Origin of the sequence: Streptomyces triculaminicus, assembly GCF_017349075.1 — a bacterium.
Classification (GTDB): Bacteria; Actinomycetota; Actinomycetes; order Streptomycetales; family Streptomycetaceae; genus Streptomyces; species Streptomyces triculaminicus.
Genome location: NZ_JAFMOF010000007.1, coordinates 104383 through 121553 on the forward strand (window position 1 = coordinate 104383; position 17171 = coordinate 121553).

Here is a 17171-nt window from a genome sequence, read left to right on the forward strand (position 1 = left end):
GGCTGTCGGACCGCTGTGCTCGGTGCGGGGCAGGCAGCGCGAGTGTCTTGTCAGGCGGCGGGTATGGCGAAGGCTCGTGCGGCGCGCTTGAGCAGTCGTGGATTGGTGAGTGTCCTGGGGTGAGCCTTCATATGGAGGACATCCATGAAGGCCTGGTTCACGACCGGGTCGAAGATCGAGGCGACCATGACCTTGTCGCCTGCCCAGCGAAGGAGGCGGTACCCCGGCGGGTAGGGACCGGTGACATGAGGCTGGGCGAGGTCGGCGGTCGAGGACAACTGCCAGGCGGCGTCGACGACTGCTCTGGCCCGCCTGAAGTACCCCCACATGCTGTCCTGGGGCCGGCCTCCGGTTTGGAGGTGGGCGGAGAGGCATGAGGCCTGCAATGTGGCGAGGGTGAGGCCTTGGCCGTAGATGGGGTTCACCGAGGCGAGTGCGTCACCTATGGCCATCAGGCCTCGGGGGAGGCGGCCGAGGCTGGCGAAGTCACGCTTGATGCTTTCCCGGAAGTGGTAGGTCTTGACCTCGTTGTCCACCATGGCGCACTGGTTCGCAACCTCCTGCAGAGGGGGGACGCACCGGCGCATGCGGGTCAGGAACTGTTCGGGGTCACGGCTGGGGCGGTAGTCGGTGTAGCCGGCCAGGACGACGCTCCACCGGTTTCCCTCTACTGCCGTCAGGGCTCCCGGCTCGGTGATCGCGGGCCGGTAGCTGCTCGCCGGGCCTGGAGTGGCCTGCGCCATCTGGGTGCCGGGAAGCTCGTCACCGCGCTGGAAGAACGCCGTGGCATAGCCGAGGTCCACGCGCAGACGGTGCAAAGGGGGCTGTTCCCAGCCGTGGTGCTCCAGCCAGCTGCTCAGCCGGCTCGAGCGCCCCATGGCGTCGACCACCAGGTCGGCGGCGAGCTCCCCGTCGGGTGTGGCGGAGTGTCGGCCGTCGGATGCCGATGAAAAGCGTACGCCGCGGACCTGATCGCCGCTGATGATCAGGTCGCGTGCCTGAGCTGTCCTGAGCTCTACGTTGGGCAGCGCCGCAACGCGGCTTCGGAGATGGGCTTCGATGAACGGGCGTGTGGCGCCGATCATCTCGGTGTCGGGGACAGGGACCTTGAGGATGTTGTCGACGTAGAACTGGATGGCTGTGCCGGTCCCCAGTTGCGCGCCGTCCGCGATGAGCTCCTTGACGATGCCGGGGAACCAGCGCTCGAGCTGCATGTGCCCCATGGCGAGGAGTGCGTGGAGCTGAGCTCGGTGGGGCGCTCCTGGGCCCAGTCCGTTCTCGGATATCTCGTCTTGTTCGAGGATGACGACTTCGTCGGCGTGGTCGCTTAGTACGCGAGCGGCCATTAAGCCGGCGAAGCTTCCACCCATGACAACTACTCGTCGCATGAAACCCCCACTCGGCGGATGGTGTCCGCATTGTCGTTAGCGCCGGAAAGAACTCCGTTGGTTCTTTGCGGTGTTGGGACACTATCGCGGTGTCTTGGCCGGGCATTGCGCGGAGGCAGGCGGTGTGACGTTTGCGTGGTGTCCGGCTGAAGCGCTCGCTGGTCTGGTCCTGGTCAGGGCATGGCAGGCTCGGTCCCCTGCGTGCAGGCGTGCAGGGCCGCGGTGACCAGCGGGTGGTGCAGGGCCTGGGCCACGCGCAGCAGCCGGGCGCGTTCATCGGCGGCGGGTGTGTTCTCGCCGGGGATGGGGGCAGCCTTCTGCTCCGGTGGCGTGAGCCGGCCCGGTCGTCCTGCTGTGCTCGCTGCTTGTCGGGCGGCCTGCAAGCGTTCGGAGGCGAAGCAGAGGGCCGCGGCCGTCGCGATCGCTTCGAGTTCGTGCGGGGGCAGGGGCTTGCCGTCATTGCTCTGGAAGTCGCGGGCGTGCAGCGCGTGGACGGCTTCGACGGGGGCCTGGGATCCCCAGCGGCGGAGTGCCCGGATGCCGTCGAGGATTTCGATCACCCTGCGGTGCAGGTTGAAGCCGGCGTTCCATCCCAGGCGGTGGCTGCGGGCGCTGTGCTCGGAGAAGGCGAGTTCGTGATCGACGCCGGCCACCACCAGCTCCCACAGGGGCTGCAGTGCCCGGATGTCTCGCCATTCCTTGAGCCAGGCGCTCACTGCCGCGCCCGATAGCCCGTAGCTGGCGATCAGGGCTCCGGTCGCGCCGAAGGAGGAGCCCAGGACGCCGACGGTGTCCAGGGCATGGCTGCCCAGTGCTGCGCAGATGATGGCCGGGGCGTTGCACACCGCGTAGGCGAAGTAGAAGAGGTTGGCGACGCCGATGGCGCGGACGGCGTGCTGCAGGGTGGGGTCGTCCAGCGTCATCTTGTGGCAGTGGCGCCAGGCGCTGAGTGTGCCGCAGGTGAGCATGGTCAGGAAGATGGTGAGGAAGAGGAGAATCAGCGGGTCGTGGGCGAAGTTCGTGTTGAATTTGAGCGGATCGGCCGGGCCGCTGAGGTCGGCGGAGCAGAAGGTGACGGCCATGACGACGGCGGCTGCCACGTACGCGGTGCTCCATGCCGTGATGGTGCGGCGGACCTTTCCTGGTGTCTGCCGTAGTCGCGGATTCCACAGCAGGGCCAGCAGGTGGAGGTGGGCGAAGCAGGTGAGGATGCCGATGTAGACCGGCAGGGTTGCGAAGCTGGGCTGGCCGACGGCTTCTCCCAGAGCGCGGTAGCCGACGGGAGCTGCCGTCAGGTAGACCGCGACGCAGCACACGAAGGTTGTGGTGATCAGGACCAGTGTGGGGGTGGGGTCGCGCAGGGCGGCCAGTCCTTTCCAGCAGGCGATCACGCAGGTGATGAGGCAGATGGTCAGGTAGGCGATGTTTGAGGCGTGCTCAGACACCCGTTCTCCTGTGCGTAAGGGTTGAGGTGATGAGGCCGTCGGTGTTGCGGTCGCGGCGGAGTCGTAGGTGTCGCTGCAGCATGACGGTGGCGAACGCCTCGGCTCTGCGCTCGTGAGCGCTGTCGTAGTGCGATCGGGTCAGGACTTGAAGGACGGGGCCTGGTTTGAGCCCTGGGAGGAGTCGGCGGACGGTTTCCTCGGTCATGGGTTGGTCGTTGTCGTCGCCGCTGGGATGTTCTTCCCAGAGGTGGAAGAGCTCGTGAAGTTGTGCGTGGAGGCGTGTGAGCTCGGCCGCGTTCGCGTCGACGACGATGTGGTCACGGTCTCTGCCTCTGGCGCAGAACGCGGAGACCTCGGGTGGGAGGGGTACCGCGGTCACGGTGATGGGCTTGGCGCGCTTCGTGGCGACCGCGTCCACGAGATCTTGTATGTCCCTGATGCCGGAGAGTCCGAGGTCTCGGTGGATGAGCCGGGTGATCGACCAGGTGGCGACGAGTATGGCGCACTGTTCCCGCAGGGCTCTCCAGAGGGAACCGGGCGGTTGGTTCGTATCTGTGCCCGGAGGCTCCCGCTCCGGCTCGGGTGATGGGTCGTCAGCCCGGCGTCGCCTGCTGAAGGGCTTGGACATGGTCGGTTGACTGGCCTATTTCCGCGCGATTCCGCAGCGACACATCGAGGAACATTTGTTCGTTCTGCGGCCGTAAACCTACCTGTCTGTGAACAGCTGGCAGCGCAACGTGCCACATCGTGTCCGAATTTGCATATATGAGCTGTCGCGGGGTGAAGGTGATGGCCGAGAAGAGACCTCGCGTCGGGGCCTCCCGGTCCCCGGCCGCAGTGGTGGGCGGTGCCAGCCACCCTCCAGGACCGGAGTCAGGCGGTCCGGTTTGAGTTCGTGCGGAACTCGTCGCCTCGGCAGGGGCAATGGGTCCGGACGGACAGCCGCCATTGTCTGCGCATCCATCGGACGGGTTTGAGTACGAGTACTCACGACGCCGTGCACTCGCTCAGGAGAACGTGGCCTGGTGAGCACAACAGTCGAACTCAGAGGCGGGCGTGCCCTGGGCGCCGCCGGGCCGCCACTCCCTGCCCAGGCCTGCCTGCCCGGACTCCCTCTGCCGGGCCACAAGGCTTGCGCCACCTCTGCCGTCGGCCGCACCGCTGGTCGGCGAAGTGGGCGTCGTCTGCGCAGGCCAGCGACTGGTCCCCACAGGTGGTCCCGGGAGCCGGAGCGTGTGGGCACTCGGCATCAGTCAGGTCGTGATGCACGCCGCCGGCGGCTGGTTCACGTTCGGCCTGAGAAGCGCCAAGTGGGATGCCCACCAGCTCTTTCCGCAGGGCGCCCGCCGCATGGGCGCGACCGGCGACAGACTGCTGCTCGCACAGTGTCCCGTTCACGGAACCGGACATCGCTCGCGCCACGACGGCCACCGCTCGTCGATGGTCGCTCAGACCTCGGCGGCCGAGGAACGGGCGGGTTTTTCCTCCTCTGGGCGGGCCAGGCCCAGGAGACCACGAAGCACCGGGAAGATACGCCTGCGGCTCTTGGTGGGCAGTGCCCGGATTTCCTCCGTGAGCTCACGGAGCTCAGGGTCCTCCCTGTCCCCCTCCGGCTCTGCCAGAGCGACGGTAAGAGCCGCGCGAAGCTCACGGTCGAGCTTGCTGTCCTCACCGCTCGCTCCACTGCGCATGGCGAGCCGGGTGATGCCCTGGCCTTTGAGCAGCGCGAGATGGGTGAGCTGCTCGTGGATGGGCTGCAGCGCCCGGCGAAGCGCTTGCCGGTCGGTGGCGGTGAAGAAGCCTGGCTGAACCGCGAAGAACCGCTCGAGCTTGCTGACGCCTGCCAGCCCAGGCATGCGCTGGCCGTTCAGCAGGAATCCGACCTGCCCTTTGGAGATGCCGGCTCCCTGGCCGATCTCGTCGAGGGTGTACTTCTTGCCATTGGGCTTGCGGCGGGTTTCCCTCAGGAAGATGAGGCGTCGCTGGAACGTCTGGCTAAGGTCTTCGGGGCCGGCTTCCTCTCCGGCGAGGAGGCCGCGTACGCGTTCGACGGTGAGTCCTGTGTCGTAGGAGATCTTGTCGAGGTCGATGACCTCGCGGCTGAGGCCGAGCACGTGCAGTAGCTCGTCGACCGATGCGATGCCCCTCTCGAGATCATCCGCATGAAGCGCGTCGAGGGCGTCGGTCATGGCCGGGGTGCTCTCCTGGTTCGGGCGTAGGTGAAGTGCTCACACGCACAAGTTCGTCAGAGGTTATCCGGCGCTGGCCGCTCACGCCATGCTGCACATACACGATGGTGGCCCCGGAGTGAGGTAGACACGCCCAGCTCTACAATTGTTGACATTGTGTCGCGGGCCCAGCATGATCCCGTACGTCGACAACCCTGTGTGGAGGCGCTCTCCAGCGCCTCCACCGTCCGTGCCGCTGCGGGGGGCTAAAAGGTGATCAACGAGTCGTGCTGGGCGGGACGGTGTCTGACCTCCGTCGGCGCGACCACCGCTCTGCCTCGGACAGTCAGAGGCCAACCGCACACACCAGGAAACGTGCCACCAGCGCAATGCAGGGCAGCACCGAAGGCGGCCACCGCGCCGCACGCGACCTGACACCCCGCACGACCGCTGGGCAAGAAGACGCTCACCCTGCCGACGAGTAGTCGGCAGTGCGAGAGAACGCCCGAACGGCCGCATCAAGGGGGGCTAGCCGATGAGCAGCGACCGACGGAAGATCCAGCGTGCCGTAAAGCGCCCGGGGTTCGATAACACCGCTCACAGGGAGGCTGCGGCGATCGGACTCCTTCACCAGGGGGTACTCGGAATCGGTGTACGACTGCGCAACCATCTCTCCGCCGCTCACATGAACGTCCCGACCCGGCTGACGGCGGAAGAGGACAAGATTCCACTCAACCTGCGCGGTGCTCTTCGCCACTCCCGCTCCCACGGCGGCTCGCATCCTGAGCCCCCGCAGCACCAGTGACTCCTGCCATCGCGCAGCCGCCGGCGGAGCCCCAGGCAGTCGGCTCTCACCCTCTGGTAACCACGCGGGCCGTGTAACGGCCTCACATCACTGGCACTTCTGCCAGCCGTAAGGCCCGTCTTCGTCTCCCGGCGCGACGAGCCTACTTCGCGCTACCCCGAAACGGATCGCCGTGCACTCTGCCCTGCCCTCGGCCCCCGCCCAGGAGAAGCCGGCAACTCTGTACCCTGCCCCAGAACAGTGGCTGGCCACGACCCCGGGGCGTATCGCCACCGACGGCTTCAGCTGGATGCAGGCCGTCTGCTGGTTCACCTTCACCAGCGCCTACGCCTCCGACCGCGACCACGGGCCCCGCCGCGTAAGCGAGACAACCGTACGTCTCGCGGCAGAGCTCACCCGCCTCAGCCCCTGCCGCCCCGGCATCACCTACCTCGTCCGCGTGCTGAAGCTGTCCAAACGCACCATCCAGTACCACCTCGCGATCCTGCGAGAGACCGGCCTGCTCACCTACCGAGCCAAGGGAACTCGAGTGAGCGGCCAAGGCGGCCAGGCCAGCGAATTCGCCCGCACCATCCCACCGGCCTTCGACCGCGCCTTACGCCTGCGGACAGGCACGTCCGACCCGTACATCCGCACCGTACGCGGGATCGAGGACGCCGGCCGGCCCCTGATGAAGCGCCTCGCGAAGATGGCGCAGCGAGCCTTGAAACGCCCTCGCCGCCCCCGTAACTCCAAGCGGCCACAGAAGCCTGTGACGCCGGCCCCACGTTGCACCCCAATGGGGGGTACTTCCTCAAGTCGTTCGACTGCGGGTAGTTCTCCCCAACCCCCTGAGAGCAAGCTCGACCCGGGAAACAGGTCTGCTACGAGGTTGAAGAAGCCCAGGCCGGCCCGCAGGTTCAACGCGGTCGGCCGCCGTTACCAGCTCGCCCGAGATCTCATCCGGCAGGTGCCGTGGCTCCACCGCGCCTCCATACCCCGCATCGCGTGGGTCGTACGTGACGTCTCCGATACCGGATGGACCACCACCGAGGTCATAGCCGTGCTCGGCGTCCACTCCCCGGCCCGCATCATCCACCGGCCTTCCGGATTTCTCGCCCACCGCCTCCTCGGTGCGCACCTGCTCTACGACACGCCTGCCAAGCGGGAGGCACTGGTCTGCTGGTGGCGCGAGTCGCGACAGGCAGAGACCGACCGCCACACCGAATGGGAGGGCACCTGGCAGACTCCGCGGAGTCACGCTGTCGCCCGTCTCGTCCGCCAGGCCATCACCAGGCTTCACCCGGGCCTGGTCGGCACCGAAGAACTGGCCGACGGCGACCAGCAGTCACTGTCCGACGACGACCTTCGCGAACACGCCCGGGCGGTTCGCCAGGCGTTCATGCTGGGGGATACAGGCCTGGTTACTTCCACCGTCGATTTCCTGGGCCGCGACGAGGCAGAGCGTCTCTATGGGGCCGAGATCGTTGCCAACGCTCTGCGCCTGGGGCGGACAAGTGGTCGCATGAGCTTGGGAATCCAGTGATGCACCGGAAGTGAGCCGACGACCGATGCCGAGGTACGAGGTCTCGAGCTGACGCCATGCCGGCCAGGGCGGATAGCGATGGCGCGATACATGTCGGTGAGGCGCCGACCACTCTTCACCTATCACGAGTGCTCCAGAGAAGCCCCTCACCGCGGCGGCCAGGGCTCATCTCGGGCGAGACGGAAACCAGGCTCAGCTGCGATCCTGTCGACAAGACGCAGGAACTTCTCCCGATCCGTGGTCGGCATGTAGTGACAGAACCGCACGACCTGCTCGGTGAGCTGCACGCGTGCCCTTCGTCGAGGCGGGATTCCACGGACACGGCGAAGGTCCCTGCCGGGAATATCGGCCGGACCCAGTAGGCCGGTGGCCGGTCCGCCGGAGGACTTCGAGGTCGGCGAGGAGATCACTGTCGTCGTCACGGACATTGGGGGTCGCCAAGGTCGACCGCCTGACCATCGGGGAGTACATCCCATGCGAGTTCGACCTCAGCAAGCGCGATGGCGAGCCGATACCCCCGCGCACGAAGCCGGATACCTGACGGCAACCAGGACCTTCTTCCGGGACTGCCGGATCGGGAGCGGATCCCAAGCGCTTCGATGCTCCGCAGCAGCCAGCTGACCTGCGGCAGCGCGGGCAACCTGAGCCTTCTATGCTCTACTCAACGCTTTGAGACGAAGGATCAGAAGGGGGGTCTCGTGCGACGCCTCTGGTCTGGATCGCGCTCTCGCGCGTGGGTGCTGGCAACGGGGTTGATGGTGTCCGTGACCGGATGCGGTGGAGGTGAGGCCGGTTCCCACGAGGGGACAAGTCCTGTGAGTGACGCGCGAGGCGAAAGCCGCCAGAGCGGTTCCGACACCGTGCTCGATGCCGAGGCCCTGAGAAAGGCTCTACCGGATCTTCAGAGCATGCCAGTGGGCTGGAAGTCGGGTCTGACGCAGCTCAAGGCCCGGGAAGTACCCCGAGAGAAGCGGTGCTCCAAGAACGGCGATGGCCCTGAGGGCTGCTGGTGGCACTGGAGTACCGGCACTGTGCAGTACAGGGCACCTGGCGATTCCGGCGCCGTGAACTGGGACCTGCTGGCGTGTCCCGGCCGGGAAGTGGCCAGTAGGGCATTCAAGAACCGCAAGAAAAATGGAGCAATCGGGGCCGCCGAGGTCTCCATGCGGAGAGCCGGCGACGAGAGCGTCGCCTACGCCGATCCCCGGGCCCCCTACGCCGGTCCGCGGATCACGATGACCGTCCGCGTGGGCACCGTCATCGCCGTCCTGACATACCAAGACTCGGACAAGGACCCGAACAGCGCCCAGGTGCTGGAGTCCCTGGCCCAGATGCAGGCAAAGCGCCTGCGCCAGGCAGAGCTGGGCCAGGTGCCGACCGCCAAAGCAGGCTGAACGTCCGTCCAACAGGCGGGGGCAGTGTGTCACTCGCCCCCCGTCATCATTCTTGCCTCGCCCACTGCCCAGGCTCTTCCGGAGCGCCGACAAGCGCCGCGGATTCCGCATCGACCCCGAATCGGTTGCTGGAGGCCACTGGCCTGACGTGCCGCACGTGCACTTCGAGATCTTTGACGAAGCCGGGAAGCCATTGGTCAATAATCACGTGCCACTCACACTGAGCCATAAATGACGAAAATCAGACTGGAGAGATACGGGCGCATCCTGTCGGGTTTTTGCGAAGGTTACTTCGTGAAACTCCATGACGATTCCGCTGTTACGGGCGGATACTACGTCTTCCTCGTCAACGATCTGTCCGCGCCGACGGATGGAGGGGATTACTGGGTAGAGGGCATAGCGGAACTCGAATCATTCGTAGAATCGTCTCAGTGGGAGATCGAGTGGGTCGAGTGAGACTCAACCGCCACAGATGATGCGGCTATAAGCAAGACCCAGTGTTTCGCCTGCTCCCGGCCCGTCATAGTCCTCCAGATCCCGAGGTGGCGCTTGACGAGCAGGTGCTCTGCTGGCGGGTGCCAGGCATCGCCCCGGCGGCTTACCTGCCCGAGGCGTCCAACGGAGGCGCCAGGTCCTGTGGGAGGAGTCCTCTCACAGGACCGCATTGCCTCACTGCTGAGCAGGGTGACGATCCCACCCAACTTCTACAGTCCGTCGGTGATCTGCGTGGCAGGTGGTGTCATGTGCGGCCGCTGTGCCTCCACCCGCAGACCCGAGGGTTTTGCCGGGCTGTTCCAGGTATCACACGCTGGAACCCAGAGGAGGCCCTGGAGTCAAGCTGGAACATTGCTCGCACCGACGAGGTGTGGGCGGTGCTGGAACGTGGAATCGGCTCGGCGGCAACCTGTCTGGCGGGTCGGGTGCTGCCGGCAGCCGGGGACGCGGCTACCGCCAGGAGAAGACGAAGTTCGCCCGGCAGGGCAGCCAAGACCTGGTCACCCAGACATGGCCGGCGGACAGGCCCAGCTCGCAGCCGGGCGGCGATCCAGGTGGGCATCCTGCTCGTCCCGCGGTCACTTGCGGGCCGGGGGACGAGGCGTTCGCGCCCGCCCCAGGGCTGGGTGAGCAGCTCAACTCCGCGCCACAGCGGCTTCGGATACCGACTCTGCAGGCGGATCGCCATCACACGCACGGCCTCAGCGGACCGGCTGGGCCCCTCCAATCACTGGCGCTCGGCCGACGGGCCATTGCCGTTCGGTGCGGCCGCACGCGGCCCGGATCTGCGCGCACCTCAGGCAAGTCCACGACTTGCATGTGTCCCCCGGGGGAGCAGTGCGGACGACGAGCGCCACCGTTGCTCATGGCAGTACTGGGCCGCGCGCGGATTGAGGTACCACGGCAAGAGCTCTGCGGAGGGCCACTCGGGCTGGTGCCAGCGTTGCCGGGATCAGCTCGTCGGCCAGCAGCCTGCAGGCCTCTTCGGCTGCGGCGCGTCCTGCCACCACACCGGGTAGCTCGTGGATCGGAACCAGGATGCCTCGCTGCAGATCAGCAGCGTCTGATTCTTCTCGCCACGCAAGGAATTTCGGATTAAACGTTCCATATCGGACTAAATGACAGTCGACTGAGGGAGGGAACGCGCGGACACGCCGCGATGCGGCATCAGCCTCGCCCGCGCGCCCCGCTTGGGCGGGGCTGATGCCGCTCGACTGCTCCCCCGCACCCCATGCGGTGGCCACATCCGGTCGCAGAAACCGCGAGTAGGACGGGGAAGGGCCCGAATCCAGGTCACGTAGATTCGGGCCCTTGAGATGCGTCAACCGCCGAGTGGGCGCTCAGCTGACGTCCGGAGACACCCGCAAGCATCGATTCAGGGATTGAGATCCAAAACGCGGACCGGTTCGCCTTCCCAGCGCTTCGGCACGGTGGTCGCGATGATCGCGCCGTCGGGACGGTCGGGCGTGGGCTGCGCTGCGTACTGGCTGTGCGCGGCGGCCCACGATGCCTGACGCGCGACGGCCAGGGCGGCAGGCAGGTCGAGGTCGAGCACCGTGACGCCGGGCATGGCCACCAGGTGCTCGGCCGTGCCCGGGCGGTCGCGGTCGGCTTCCACCAGGGCGCAGGTCGGCGCGTAGAGGTACCAGCCCGCCTCGGCGTGGGCCCGGTGGATGAGGCGGGAAGCAAGGATGTTGCCCTGGCCGGCCGCGGTCATGGCGGTCTCGTCCAGGATGATGTGCATGGCGTCGGTCACCGGGCGGTCACCTGGGCCAGGCGGCGGTCCAGCTCGCTGTCCAGGTCACGTTGCTCGGGGGCGGTGGGGGCGTAGCCGTTCCACTCCTGGAGCACCGCCCGGGCCTTCTCGGCGCGCTCGGCTCGCTCGGCCGGGGTGAGTAGCGTCTCGGCCAGACGGGCGAGGTAAGCGCGCAGTGACAGGCCCTCGGCGGCGGCGAGGGCGGCGAGGCGGTCCTTGGCCTCCTCGGGGAGGCGGATGTTGGCGTCAGGCATCGTGGTACTCCTTCCCATAACCATGAAGCATACGGGTACGTACCCGTACCCACGGCTCCGTTGGGTGGCGCGCGCGACGCGCCACTGGGGCGCTGTTGCCGGGCCAAGCGCTGGACGGTGAGGCCGGAGCCGAGGCCGACGAGTCCGCCGAAGGCGCTGGTCCGCTCTAACGCGTCGCTTTCAGCGATCTTGCAGTTACGTTACGTCAACCTCCAGCGAGTCCATCTCCTTGAACTCAGCGACTTCGTTGCGGAAGAAGACCTCGTTGACCGTCTCGTCGACGATGATTCTCCTTCCCGAAGATCCCGACAGCCTTCGCCAGCTCGTTGTGCTGGGGCAGCGTGTGGCACCTCGGATACATCAACTGGAGAGCGTGACCTCTTCGGAGCGAGACCTCCATCCAGCCAGACGTCCCCCCACGGGAATGCGAGAGACCGTCCGCCGACACCGCGTGTTCCCCCTCTCCCTCCGTACCCCTTCCTCCCATCCCGACCGCTGATCGACCACCCACAAGAAGAACCGACGCCCGCCAGATGGGACACGGCGCAGCAAGGCTGGGGCGGCAGGCCGGACCGCTCGGCCCGAGCCCGGCGCAGCGCCCGGCGCGGACGTCGTCCGCAGACGTCGCGCGGACGGTCCTGGCCTGGAGGTCTGCGAGGGCGGCCGCCTCGGTCGCCGCTGTCTGAAGGCGCCGTCGCTGCCGCCGACCTGCAGTACTGCGCGACAGCCCAGGCTGCCGAAGCAGCCGAGGATGCCTGGCCGGCGTCATAGTTCTTCGGTGGCGTCGATGTGCTGCTGGAGTTTCGCGGTGATGGCATCCAGGTCTCCCTCGGCGGGGATCTTCCAGATGGAGTCGTCGCCGTTGGTCATGGCTTTCTCGCTGGTGAAGTGCACGAGGTCGGGAGCGGGTGCGTAGCTGTCGCGGAGCCATTTGGCGAAGATTGCGGCCTCGGAGGCGAGGGCGTTGCGGATGAGGATGGAGCCCATGCCTTCGAAGGGGGTGGAGGCCAGGCCATCGAGCCATACGCCGTCGCTGATTTTCGCTTCGAAGGAGAGCGCTTCGCTGGGGCGGGGTCCCAGGGGGCCCTCTGCCCATGCGGAGGAGTCAGGGAAGGCTTCGAGCAGCTGCTGGCTCAGGTCGTCCAGGCGCAGGTTCCATGCCGCGGCGTTGTCGACGGGTGGGAAGAAGAGGAAGCTGCCCCTGATCGGGTTGTCGGTGATCATGTGTGGTGTCCTTCTCAGGGTATGCAGCGGGCGGTGCCGTTCACGCCGCTCATGAGCATCATGCTCTGCCAGTAGACGGTGGCGATTTGTCGTTGGTCACGATCTCCAGTCCTCGCAGCTCGCTGGACTGCTCCATGGCCGCCTTGTAGCGCTTGAGCTCTCTCTCGTCGCCGGGGAACATGCCGTCCCGGCGGGGGTCGAACTTCGGGTTGCCGTTGCCGTCGAGCTTGGGTGGGGTTCCCAGTGTTTTGTTGACCGCGTCGATGCTGCGGAACGTCGAGGGCGTCGGGCAGTCCGGCTTGCGGACGTACTTCGCCTCGACCGCGTACCCGTCAGCCGGCCGCAGGCCGTCGGCCATCAGCCCCTTCCCGCTCCTGCCAGTGGCCGTGGCCCCAAGGGGCAACTCGCGCTCGGGGTAGCCGGCCGTCCGCAGCTGGTAGGCGTTGTCCGGGTTCATCTGGTCCCCGCCGCCAGCGAACCCGCCGGCGCGCAGCGAGTTCATCCACGTCCGGAACTGGGCCTGCTCGGCTGGGTCCAGCAGCTTGGCGGTCGTGGGGTCGGGCGGTATTGGGTCCCGGGAAGGGATCGCCGGGTTGTGCGGACTCGCTGCGGGGAACGCGGTGGTGAACGAGGCCGGCACCATAGGGACCGGGGCCCCAGGCCGCGGTCCCGGTACGAGCGGCAGCATTCCCCCGCCAGGGGGTCGGCCGCCGGGGAGGCGTACTTTGGCCTGGGCGCTGTCCAGGGCGTGGGCGACGTCGCCCAGGCAGTGGATGTGCCCGTCGTGGGTGACTGCCGAGTGCAGGCCACCGTCGTCGCCGTTGCCGCCGAGCATGGGCGAGTCCCACGGGGCCTCGATGCGGAACGGCTCCGCCTTGTGGTTGAGGATCTGTACGTTCGCGTGCTCGATGTGGTCGGCGTACTTCTCGCAGGCCTTGGACAGCTGCATGCAGGCGGCCACCAGGTTGGCCACGAGCGGTTCGTGCTCCTGGGCGTGATCCGGCGGGTCGCCGAAGCCGATGGTGTTCTTGAAGTAGTCGTGGAAGGCGCGGGCTGCCTCGCCCGAGTGTGCGTTCTTCGCGGTCGTCGCGTACACCTGGGCATCGCCAAGGAGCCGGTGCATGAGGTTGCCAGGCGTGGCGCCAGGTGTTGGCCACCTCGCGGGCCTTCTCCGCACTGCCGCGGTACCGTTCCCCGCCACCGGGCCCGTACTGCCGGTACCAGGCCGTGTCCCCCACCACCTCAGGCAGGTGCTTGCCGAGTTTGGTGAAGTTCTGGGCGCAGTCCTCCCACGGGTCGCCCATGCCATCGGTCAGCTCGACCTGCTGCTGGATGAGGTCGGCGACGATCTTGCTTTCGGCCGCCATGAACTCTCGGGCTGTCTGCATCAGCTGCCGGCCCGTCGTACCGAAAATGACGGCGCTGAAGCCGATCTGGTCCAGCGTGGTCGCCGCCGCGGGCTTGTAGACCTTGGCGAACGCCCGGCCAGCCTTGTCATAGGGCTTCGTACAGCGGGAGACCAAGAACAAAAAGGCCCGCACACCAGAAGGTGTGCGGGCCGAAGAAAAGAGGGGCAGTGGCCAGTGGCGAGTGCCCCTTCAAGTCTGTACGAAGAGTAGCACCGGGAGCCGTCGGCGTAGTTGTGCCTGGTCAGGGGTGGGGCGCGTAAGGGTCGGCGTAGGGCTCGACGGCCTGCCGGATCTGGTCCTGAGCGCTCGCCATGCGAGGGCCTGGGGCGTAGTAGCGGGAGCGGGCCTGGCCCTGGGCTTCGAGCCAGCCGAGGCGGACCAGTTCGCGTATGTCGCGGATGGCCTGCTGCTCGGACAGGTCGGCATCGGCCTGGTAGACCGTGCGGCGCACCTTCGATCCCCAGAAGGCCGGCAGCAGTGCGTAGACCACGCGCTCGTCCAGTCCGTCATGCTCGGCGGCTTCGCCGAGGTGGATCCAGGCGCGGGAGAGCAGGTCGGTGCGGCGCTGGGCCTGCTGGGCCTGGCGGTGGTGGGCTTCGAGGCAGAAGCGGATCCACGGGTGGGTGTCGCGGTCGGGGGCCCAGGCGGGGCCGCCGACCTGTTGCAGGACGCGGTAGTAGGCGTAGGTGTTCTGGGCGCGGCCGAGCCATTCCTCGATGGAGGAGAACTCCGGCGGCAGCAGGCTCGTCGATTCCCGGGCGAAGACGAGAGTGGAGACGGCGCGGGACATGCGCCCGTTGCCGTCCTTCCACGGGTGGATGTTCACCAGGTTCAGGTGCGCCATGGAGGCCCGTACGTGAACCGGGGCGTCGAGGTCACCGGTGTTGAGCCAGTCGATCAACTCCCCCGTCAGGGCGGGCACGTCCTCGAAGTCCGGCGCGGTGTAGGCCGGGACCAGGGGGTCGTCGGGGCTGGTGACGAAGACCGGGCCGTCGCGCCAGCGCCCCGGGCGCTTGTCGAGGTGGTGGCCCTGCAGCATGAAGTGCAGCCCGTTGAGCAGGCCGACGTCGTAGCGGAATCCCTCCCCGGCGTCGGCGAGGGCCTGGATGTAGGTCATCGCCCGCTGGTAGCCCTCCAGCTCCACCCGGGTCCGCTCCGCCGTCTCCAGCGGCTCCTCCCCCGCCATCAACGCCTCGACATCATCGACGGTGGCGGCATAGCCCTCGATGGTGTTCGACCCGGCGATCGCGCGAGCCGTGAGGTTGCGCCGCAGCTGACCGGACCAGCGAGGCTGCGCCCGCAGCTGGTGGCGCAGGCGCATCCGCATCTGCTCGATCTCTTCGAGCACACGGTGGTCGTCGGCGTCCAGAGCTGGAGTCTTGTACAGCATGACCAAATGCCATCATGACAGGATGATCCTGTCAAGCTTGTGTGTCTTTTCGATGCGAGTCCGGGGTCGCCTGGCGCGGGTCTGCATGATCAAAGTCGATGTGAATTGAGGACGCTGGGTGGCGCGGTTTGATGCCTGCCTTCCCAGCGCAGGGCAGGGCTGCACCCCCTCACCTGGCCGAATCGGCCGGTGAAGGCGGCCGCCGGGATGTCATCTCTGATGAATCCCAGGATCGACCGGGTCGATAGGCTGGCGGGACAGTATCCGTCAGCCTTACGCATCTCGCCTTCGCCACGCATCAGGGTCGGCTCCCCGCCAGTATTGCTGTTGCGCCTCGGTTGCATGACTCACCAGCCAGCCGTGTAGAGCTTCGATGTCACGCGCCATCTCGGTTTCTGACGGAACGAGCATGGACTGGAACGTCGTGTCGTACCACCAGGAGAACGTGTCGCCAAACAGGCGTGCTGCGCACTCCTCATGGAGGGCGCCAAGCTCGATCGCCAACCAGAGCCGCTGGAAAAAGTAGATGACCTGGCGGAGGTCAGACATCGCCGGGGCGCCCAACAGATCCCGCAGTTCCCGGTAGTCCTTGTCCGCATGCTGCTCGACCAGTTCAGCTGCGGCGAACCGGGCGCGCATCATCTCCGCCCCGTGCAGTTCCCGGTGCAGGTCAAAGGTGGCGATCAGCCGGCGCTGCCTGTCAGCTGATCGCTGTGTCAGGGACGCGCCCACGAAAACGCCGACGAGTGTCGCGACGACGCCAATGATCGTTTCCATCACTGGTAGACCCTCGTTAGCTCGCCTGAGTGCAGAATGCGCGGCACCGTCCCCGGGAGCGAGCCCGGCGCAGCTACGTCGTCTGGGAGTCGCCGCCATTAGGCGGTCAACGACGCCGTCGCCCGTGGCCGGGCAGGCCGGCCGGGATCGCATACACGCTGGAGCCGCTGCTGCTGGGGAGCGGCTCCGCCCGCCACCCTTGGGTCGGCGCGGGTGGCACCATGTGCAGCAGCCCCTTCACGGCAGGGCGGGGAGCGGCTGTCGTTACCGGCTCTCCGGATAGGGGACAGCGCTGCCCTTCCGGCGTGGGGTGCTGGGCGAGCGTGTCTTTGTGAGTGATCCGGGCCCAGGTTCCGCAGGCGCACTCGTAGCTGTTCGTCAGTTCTTTGCCGGTCAGGACCACTTCTCGGGACTTCGGACAGATGCCGGGGCGCCCCGGCGCCGGGTGCTCGAAGAGGCGACCGCTGCACAGGGTGGGCCTCCCCTCTCGTCCTGGCCTCCATTCTCGCCGACCGGGGCCGCCTACGCCGGGGTTTCGGGACAGGTGTGCGCCGGCGCGTGGCAATGCTGCGGGCCTCGTCCGCCCACCCGACCGGCGGACCGTGACGGGTGGCGCGGCGGAAGCCGAGGCGGGGGTCGGCGACGTCGATCCGGCCGTGGCACCGGTCGATCTGCTGACGCGCGTTGTCTGCCGGTTCCTGGTCACCCTCGCCGAAGGACGATTCCATTTCCGGACCGACCGCCCACGATCGCATTCAGGGCGCCGTTAAGATCGGCGGTGACCTGGTCGGAGTGGGCCTTGAAGGCGTCGAAAGCCTGCCTTCCCGAGCCGTTGAACTTCCCCTTCAACGGCCACGCCGCCGCGATCACTCGTCCAGCCCCAGGCGACGACGGGCACGGCGGGCAATGGACAGAGCGCGGTCCATCTCGGCCTGAGCGGGCCAGCCGTCCTCCGGGTGGGCGCAGCGGTTGCGTACCAGCCGCAGGTGTTCGAGGTCGCGAAGAGCGAGGCCCGTGTGCTGGACGAGATACGTGACGCACCGCTCCGGGCGGGCATGACGCTGCAGGACCCCCCAGGCGTACAGGAGTTCATGAAGTCCCTGGGGCGAGTGAAAAGTGAGGGTCACGGCAGCTCCGGACA

At 67.2% G+C, this 17171-nt stretch carries 15 protein-coding genes; 4 read left to right on the forward strand and 11 right to left on the reverse strand.

Annotated elements, in window-relative coordinates; translation table 11 throughout:
- Window positions 1–50 precede the first annotated feature (50 nt).
- The 4 genes from J1792_RS32525 to J1792_RS32540 all read right to left on the reverse strand — a co-directional run bounded on the left by J1792_RS32525 (window position 51) and on the right by J1792_RS32540 (window position 5022).
- A complete protein-coding gene (locus tag J1792_RS32525) occupies window positions 51–1214 on the reverse strand; it encodes an NAD(P)/FAD-dependent oxidoreductase (protein WP_242647000.1) in 1164 nt (387 codons plus the stop codon).
- Window positions 1215–1561: 347 nt separating this feature from the next.
- Window positions 1562–2833, reverse strand: a complete 1272-nt coding sequence (locus J1792_RS32530; RefSeq protein WP_207248851.1) for an MAB_1171c family putative transporter — start codon at window positions 2831–2833, stop codon at window positions 1562–1564.
- Window positions 2826–3461, reverse strand: a complete 636-nt coding sequence (locus tag J1792_RS32535; RefSeq protein ID WP_207248852.1) for a hypothetical protein — start codon at window positions 3459–3461, stop codon at window positions 2826–2828. Before J1792_RS32535 ends, J1792_RS32530 begins: the two co-directional genes overlap by 8 nt.
- A gap of 820 nt (window positions 3462–4281) precedes the next feature.
- Window positions 4282–5022: a helix-turn-helix domain-containing protein gene (locus tag J1792_RS32540; protein ID WP_207248853.1), complete on the reverse strand. Its 741-nt coding sequence runs from the start codon at window positions 5020–5022 to the stop codon at window positions 4282–4284.
- Between the two features lie 956 nt (window positions 5023–5978).
- Here J1792_RS32540 and J1792_RS32545 point away from each other — a divergent pair.
- From J1792_RS32545 to J1792_RS32555, 3 genes are all read left to right on the forward strand, one after another.
- Window positions 5979–7331 carry a helix-turn-helix domain-containing protein gene (locus tag J1792_RS32545; RefSeq protein WP_307843152.1) on the forward strand — a complete coding sequence of 451 codons (1353 nt, stop codon included), beginning with the start codon at window positions 5979–5981 and terminating at the stop codon, window positions 7329–7331.
- Window positions 7332–8146: 815 nt separating this feature from the next.
- Window positions 8147–8725, forward strand: a complete 579-nt coding sequence (locus tag J1792_RS32550) for a hypothetical protein (RefSeq protein ID WP_207248854.1) — start codon at window positions 8147–8149, stop codon at window positions 8723–8725.
- 294 nt (window positions 8726–9019) lie between these two features.
- The gene (locus J1792_RS32555) at window positions 9020–9181 is read left to right on the forward strand and encodes a hypothetical protein (protein WP_207248855.1); all 162 of its coding nucleotides are present in this window, start codon (window positions 9020–9022) and stop codon (window positions 9179–9181) included.
- Between the two features lie 1414 nt (window positions 9182–10595).
- On the opposite strand, the gene J1792_RS32560 is transcribed toward J1792_RS32555, so the two are convergent.
- The 4 genes from J1792_RS32560 to J1792_RS32575 form a co-directional block, all read right to left on the reverse strand.
- Window positions 10596–10976 carry a PIN domain-containing protein gene (locus J1792_RS32560; RefSeq protein WP_307843153.1) on the reverse strand — a complete coding sequence of 127 codons (381 nt, stop codon included), beginning with the start codon at window positions 10974–10976 and terminating at the stop codon, window positions 10596–10598.
- Entirely contained in the window at window positions 10973–11230 is a 258-nt protein-coding gene (locus J1792_RS32565) for a hypothetical protein (RefSeq protein ID WP_207248856.1), read from the reverse strand. The genes J1792_RS32560 and J1792_RS32565 overlap by 4 nt, the downstream gene beginning before the upstream one ends.
- 765 nt (window positions 11231–11995) lie before the next feature.
- Window positions 11996–12454, reverse strand: coding sequence for a hypothetical protein (locus J1792_RS32570; protein ID WP_207248857.1), 459 nt, complete (start codon window positions 12452–12454; stop codon window positions 11996–11998).
- A gap of 58 nt (window positions 12455–12512) precedes the next feature.
- Entirely contained in the window at window positions 12513–13577 is a 1065-nt protein-coding gene (locus J1792_RS32575) for a restriction endonuclease fold toxin-2 domain-containing protein (protein WP_207248858.1), read from the reverse strand.
- A gap of 127 nt (window positions 13578–13704) precedes the next feature.
- Here J1792_RS32575 and J1792_RS32580 point away from each other — a divergent pair, with 127 nt between their 5' ends.
- Window positions 13705–14073 (forward strand): hypothetical protein, encoded by a 369-nt coding sequence (locus tag J1792_RS32580; protein WP_207248859.1) that lies wholly within the window; start codon window positions 13705–13707, stop codon window positions 14071–14073.
- A 31-nt stretch (window positions 14074–14104) separates the two neighbouring features.
- Here the strand turns inward: J1792_RS32580 and J1792_RS32585 are convergent, their stop codons facing one another.
- From J1792_RS32585 to J1792_RS32595, 3 genes are all read right to left on the reverse strand, one after another.
- Complete coding sequence (locus J1792_RS32585) at window positions 14105–15253, reverse strand: Fic family protein (protein ID WP_207248860.1); 1149 nt, start codon at window positions 15251–15253, stop codon at window positions 14105–14107.
- Between the two features lie 273 nt (window positions 15254–15526).
- A complete protein-coding gene (locus J1792_RS32590; protein ID WP_207248861.1) occupies window positions 15527–16030 on the reverse strand; it encodes a hypothetical protein in 504 nt (167 codons plus the stop codon).
- 866 nt (window positions 16031–16896) lie between these two features.
- The gene (locus tag J1792_RS32595; protein WP_207248862.1) at window positions 16897–17157 is read right to left on the reverse strand and encodes a hypothetical protein; all 261 of its coding nucleotides are present in this window, start codon (window positions 17155–17157) and stop codon (window positions 16897–16899) included.
- Window positions 17158–17171: the final 14 nt, after the last annotated feature.

Bases quoted from the DNA above. Each gene is read 5' to 3' on its own strand.
- J1792_RS32590 (WP_207248861.1), bottom strand. From the start codon at position 16,030: ATGGAAACGATCATTGGCGTCGTCGCGACACTCGTCGGCGTTTTCGTG.
- J1792_RS32585 (WP_207248860.1), bottom strand. From the start codon at position 15,253: ATGCTGTACAAGACTCCAGCTCTGGACGCCGACGACCACCGTGTGCTC.
- J1792_RS32540 (WP_207248853.1), bottom strand. From the start codon at position 5,022: ATGACCGACGCCCTCGACGCGCTTCATGCGGATGATCTCGAGAGGGGC.
- J1792_RS32570 (WP_207248857.1), bottom strand. From the start codon at position 12,454: ATGATCACCGACAACCCGATCAGGGGCAGCTTCCTCTTCTTCCCACCC.
- J1792_RS32525 (WP_242647000.1), bottom strand. From the start codon at position 1,214: ATGCAGCTCGAGCGCTGGTTCCCCGGCATCGTCAAGGAGCTCATCGCG.
- J1792_RS32565 (WP_207248856.1), bottom strand. From the start codon at position 11,230: ATGCCTGACGCCAACATCCGCCTCCCCGAGGAGGCCAAGGACCGCCTC.
- J1792_RS32535 (WP_207248852.1), bottom strand. From the start codon at position 3,461: ATGTCCAAGCCCTTCAGCAGGCGACGCCGGGCTGACGACCCATCACCC.
- J1792_RS32575 (WP_207248858.1), bottom strand. From the start codon at position 13,577: ATGCACCGGCTCCTTGGCGATGCCCAGGTGTACGCGACGACCGCGAAG.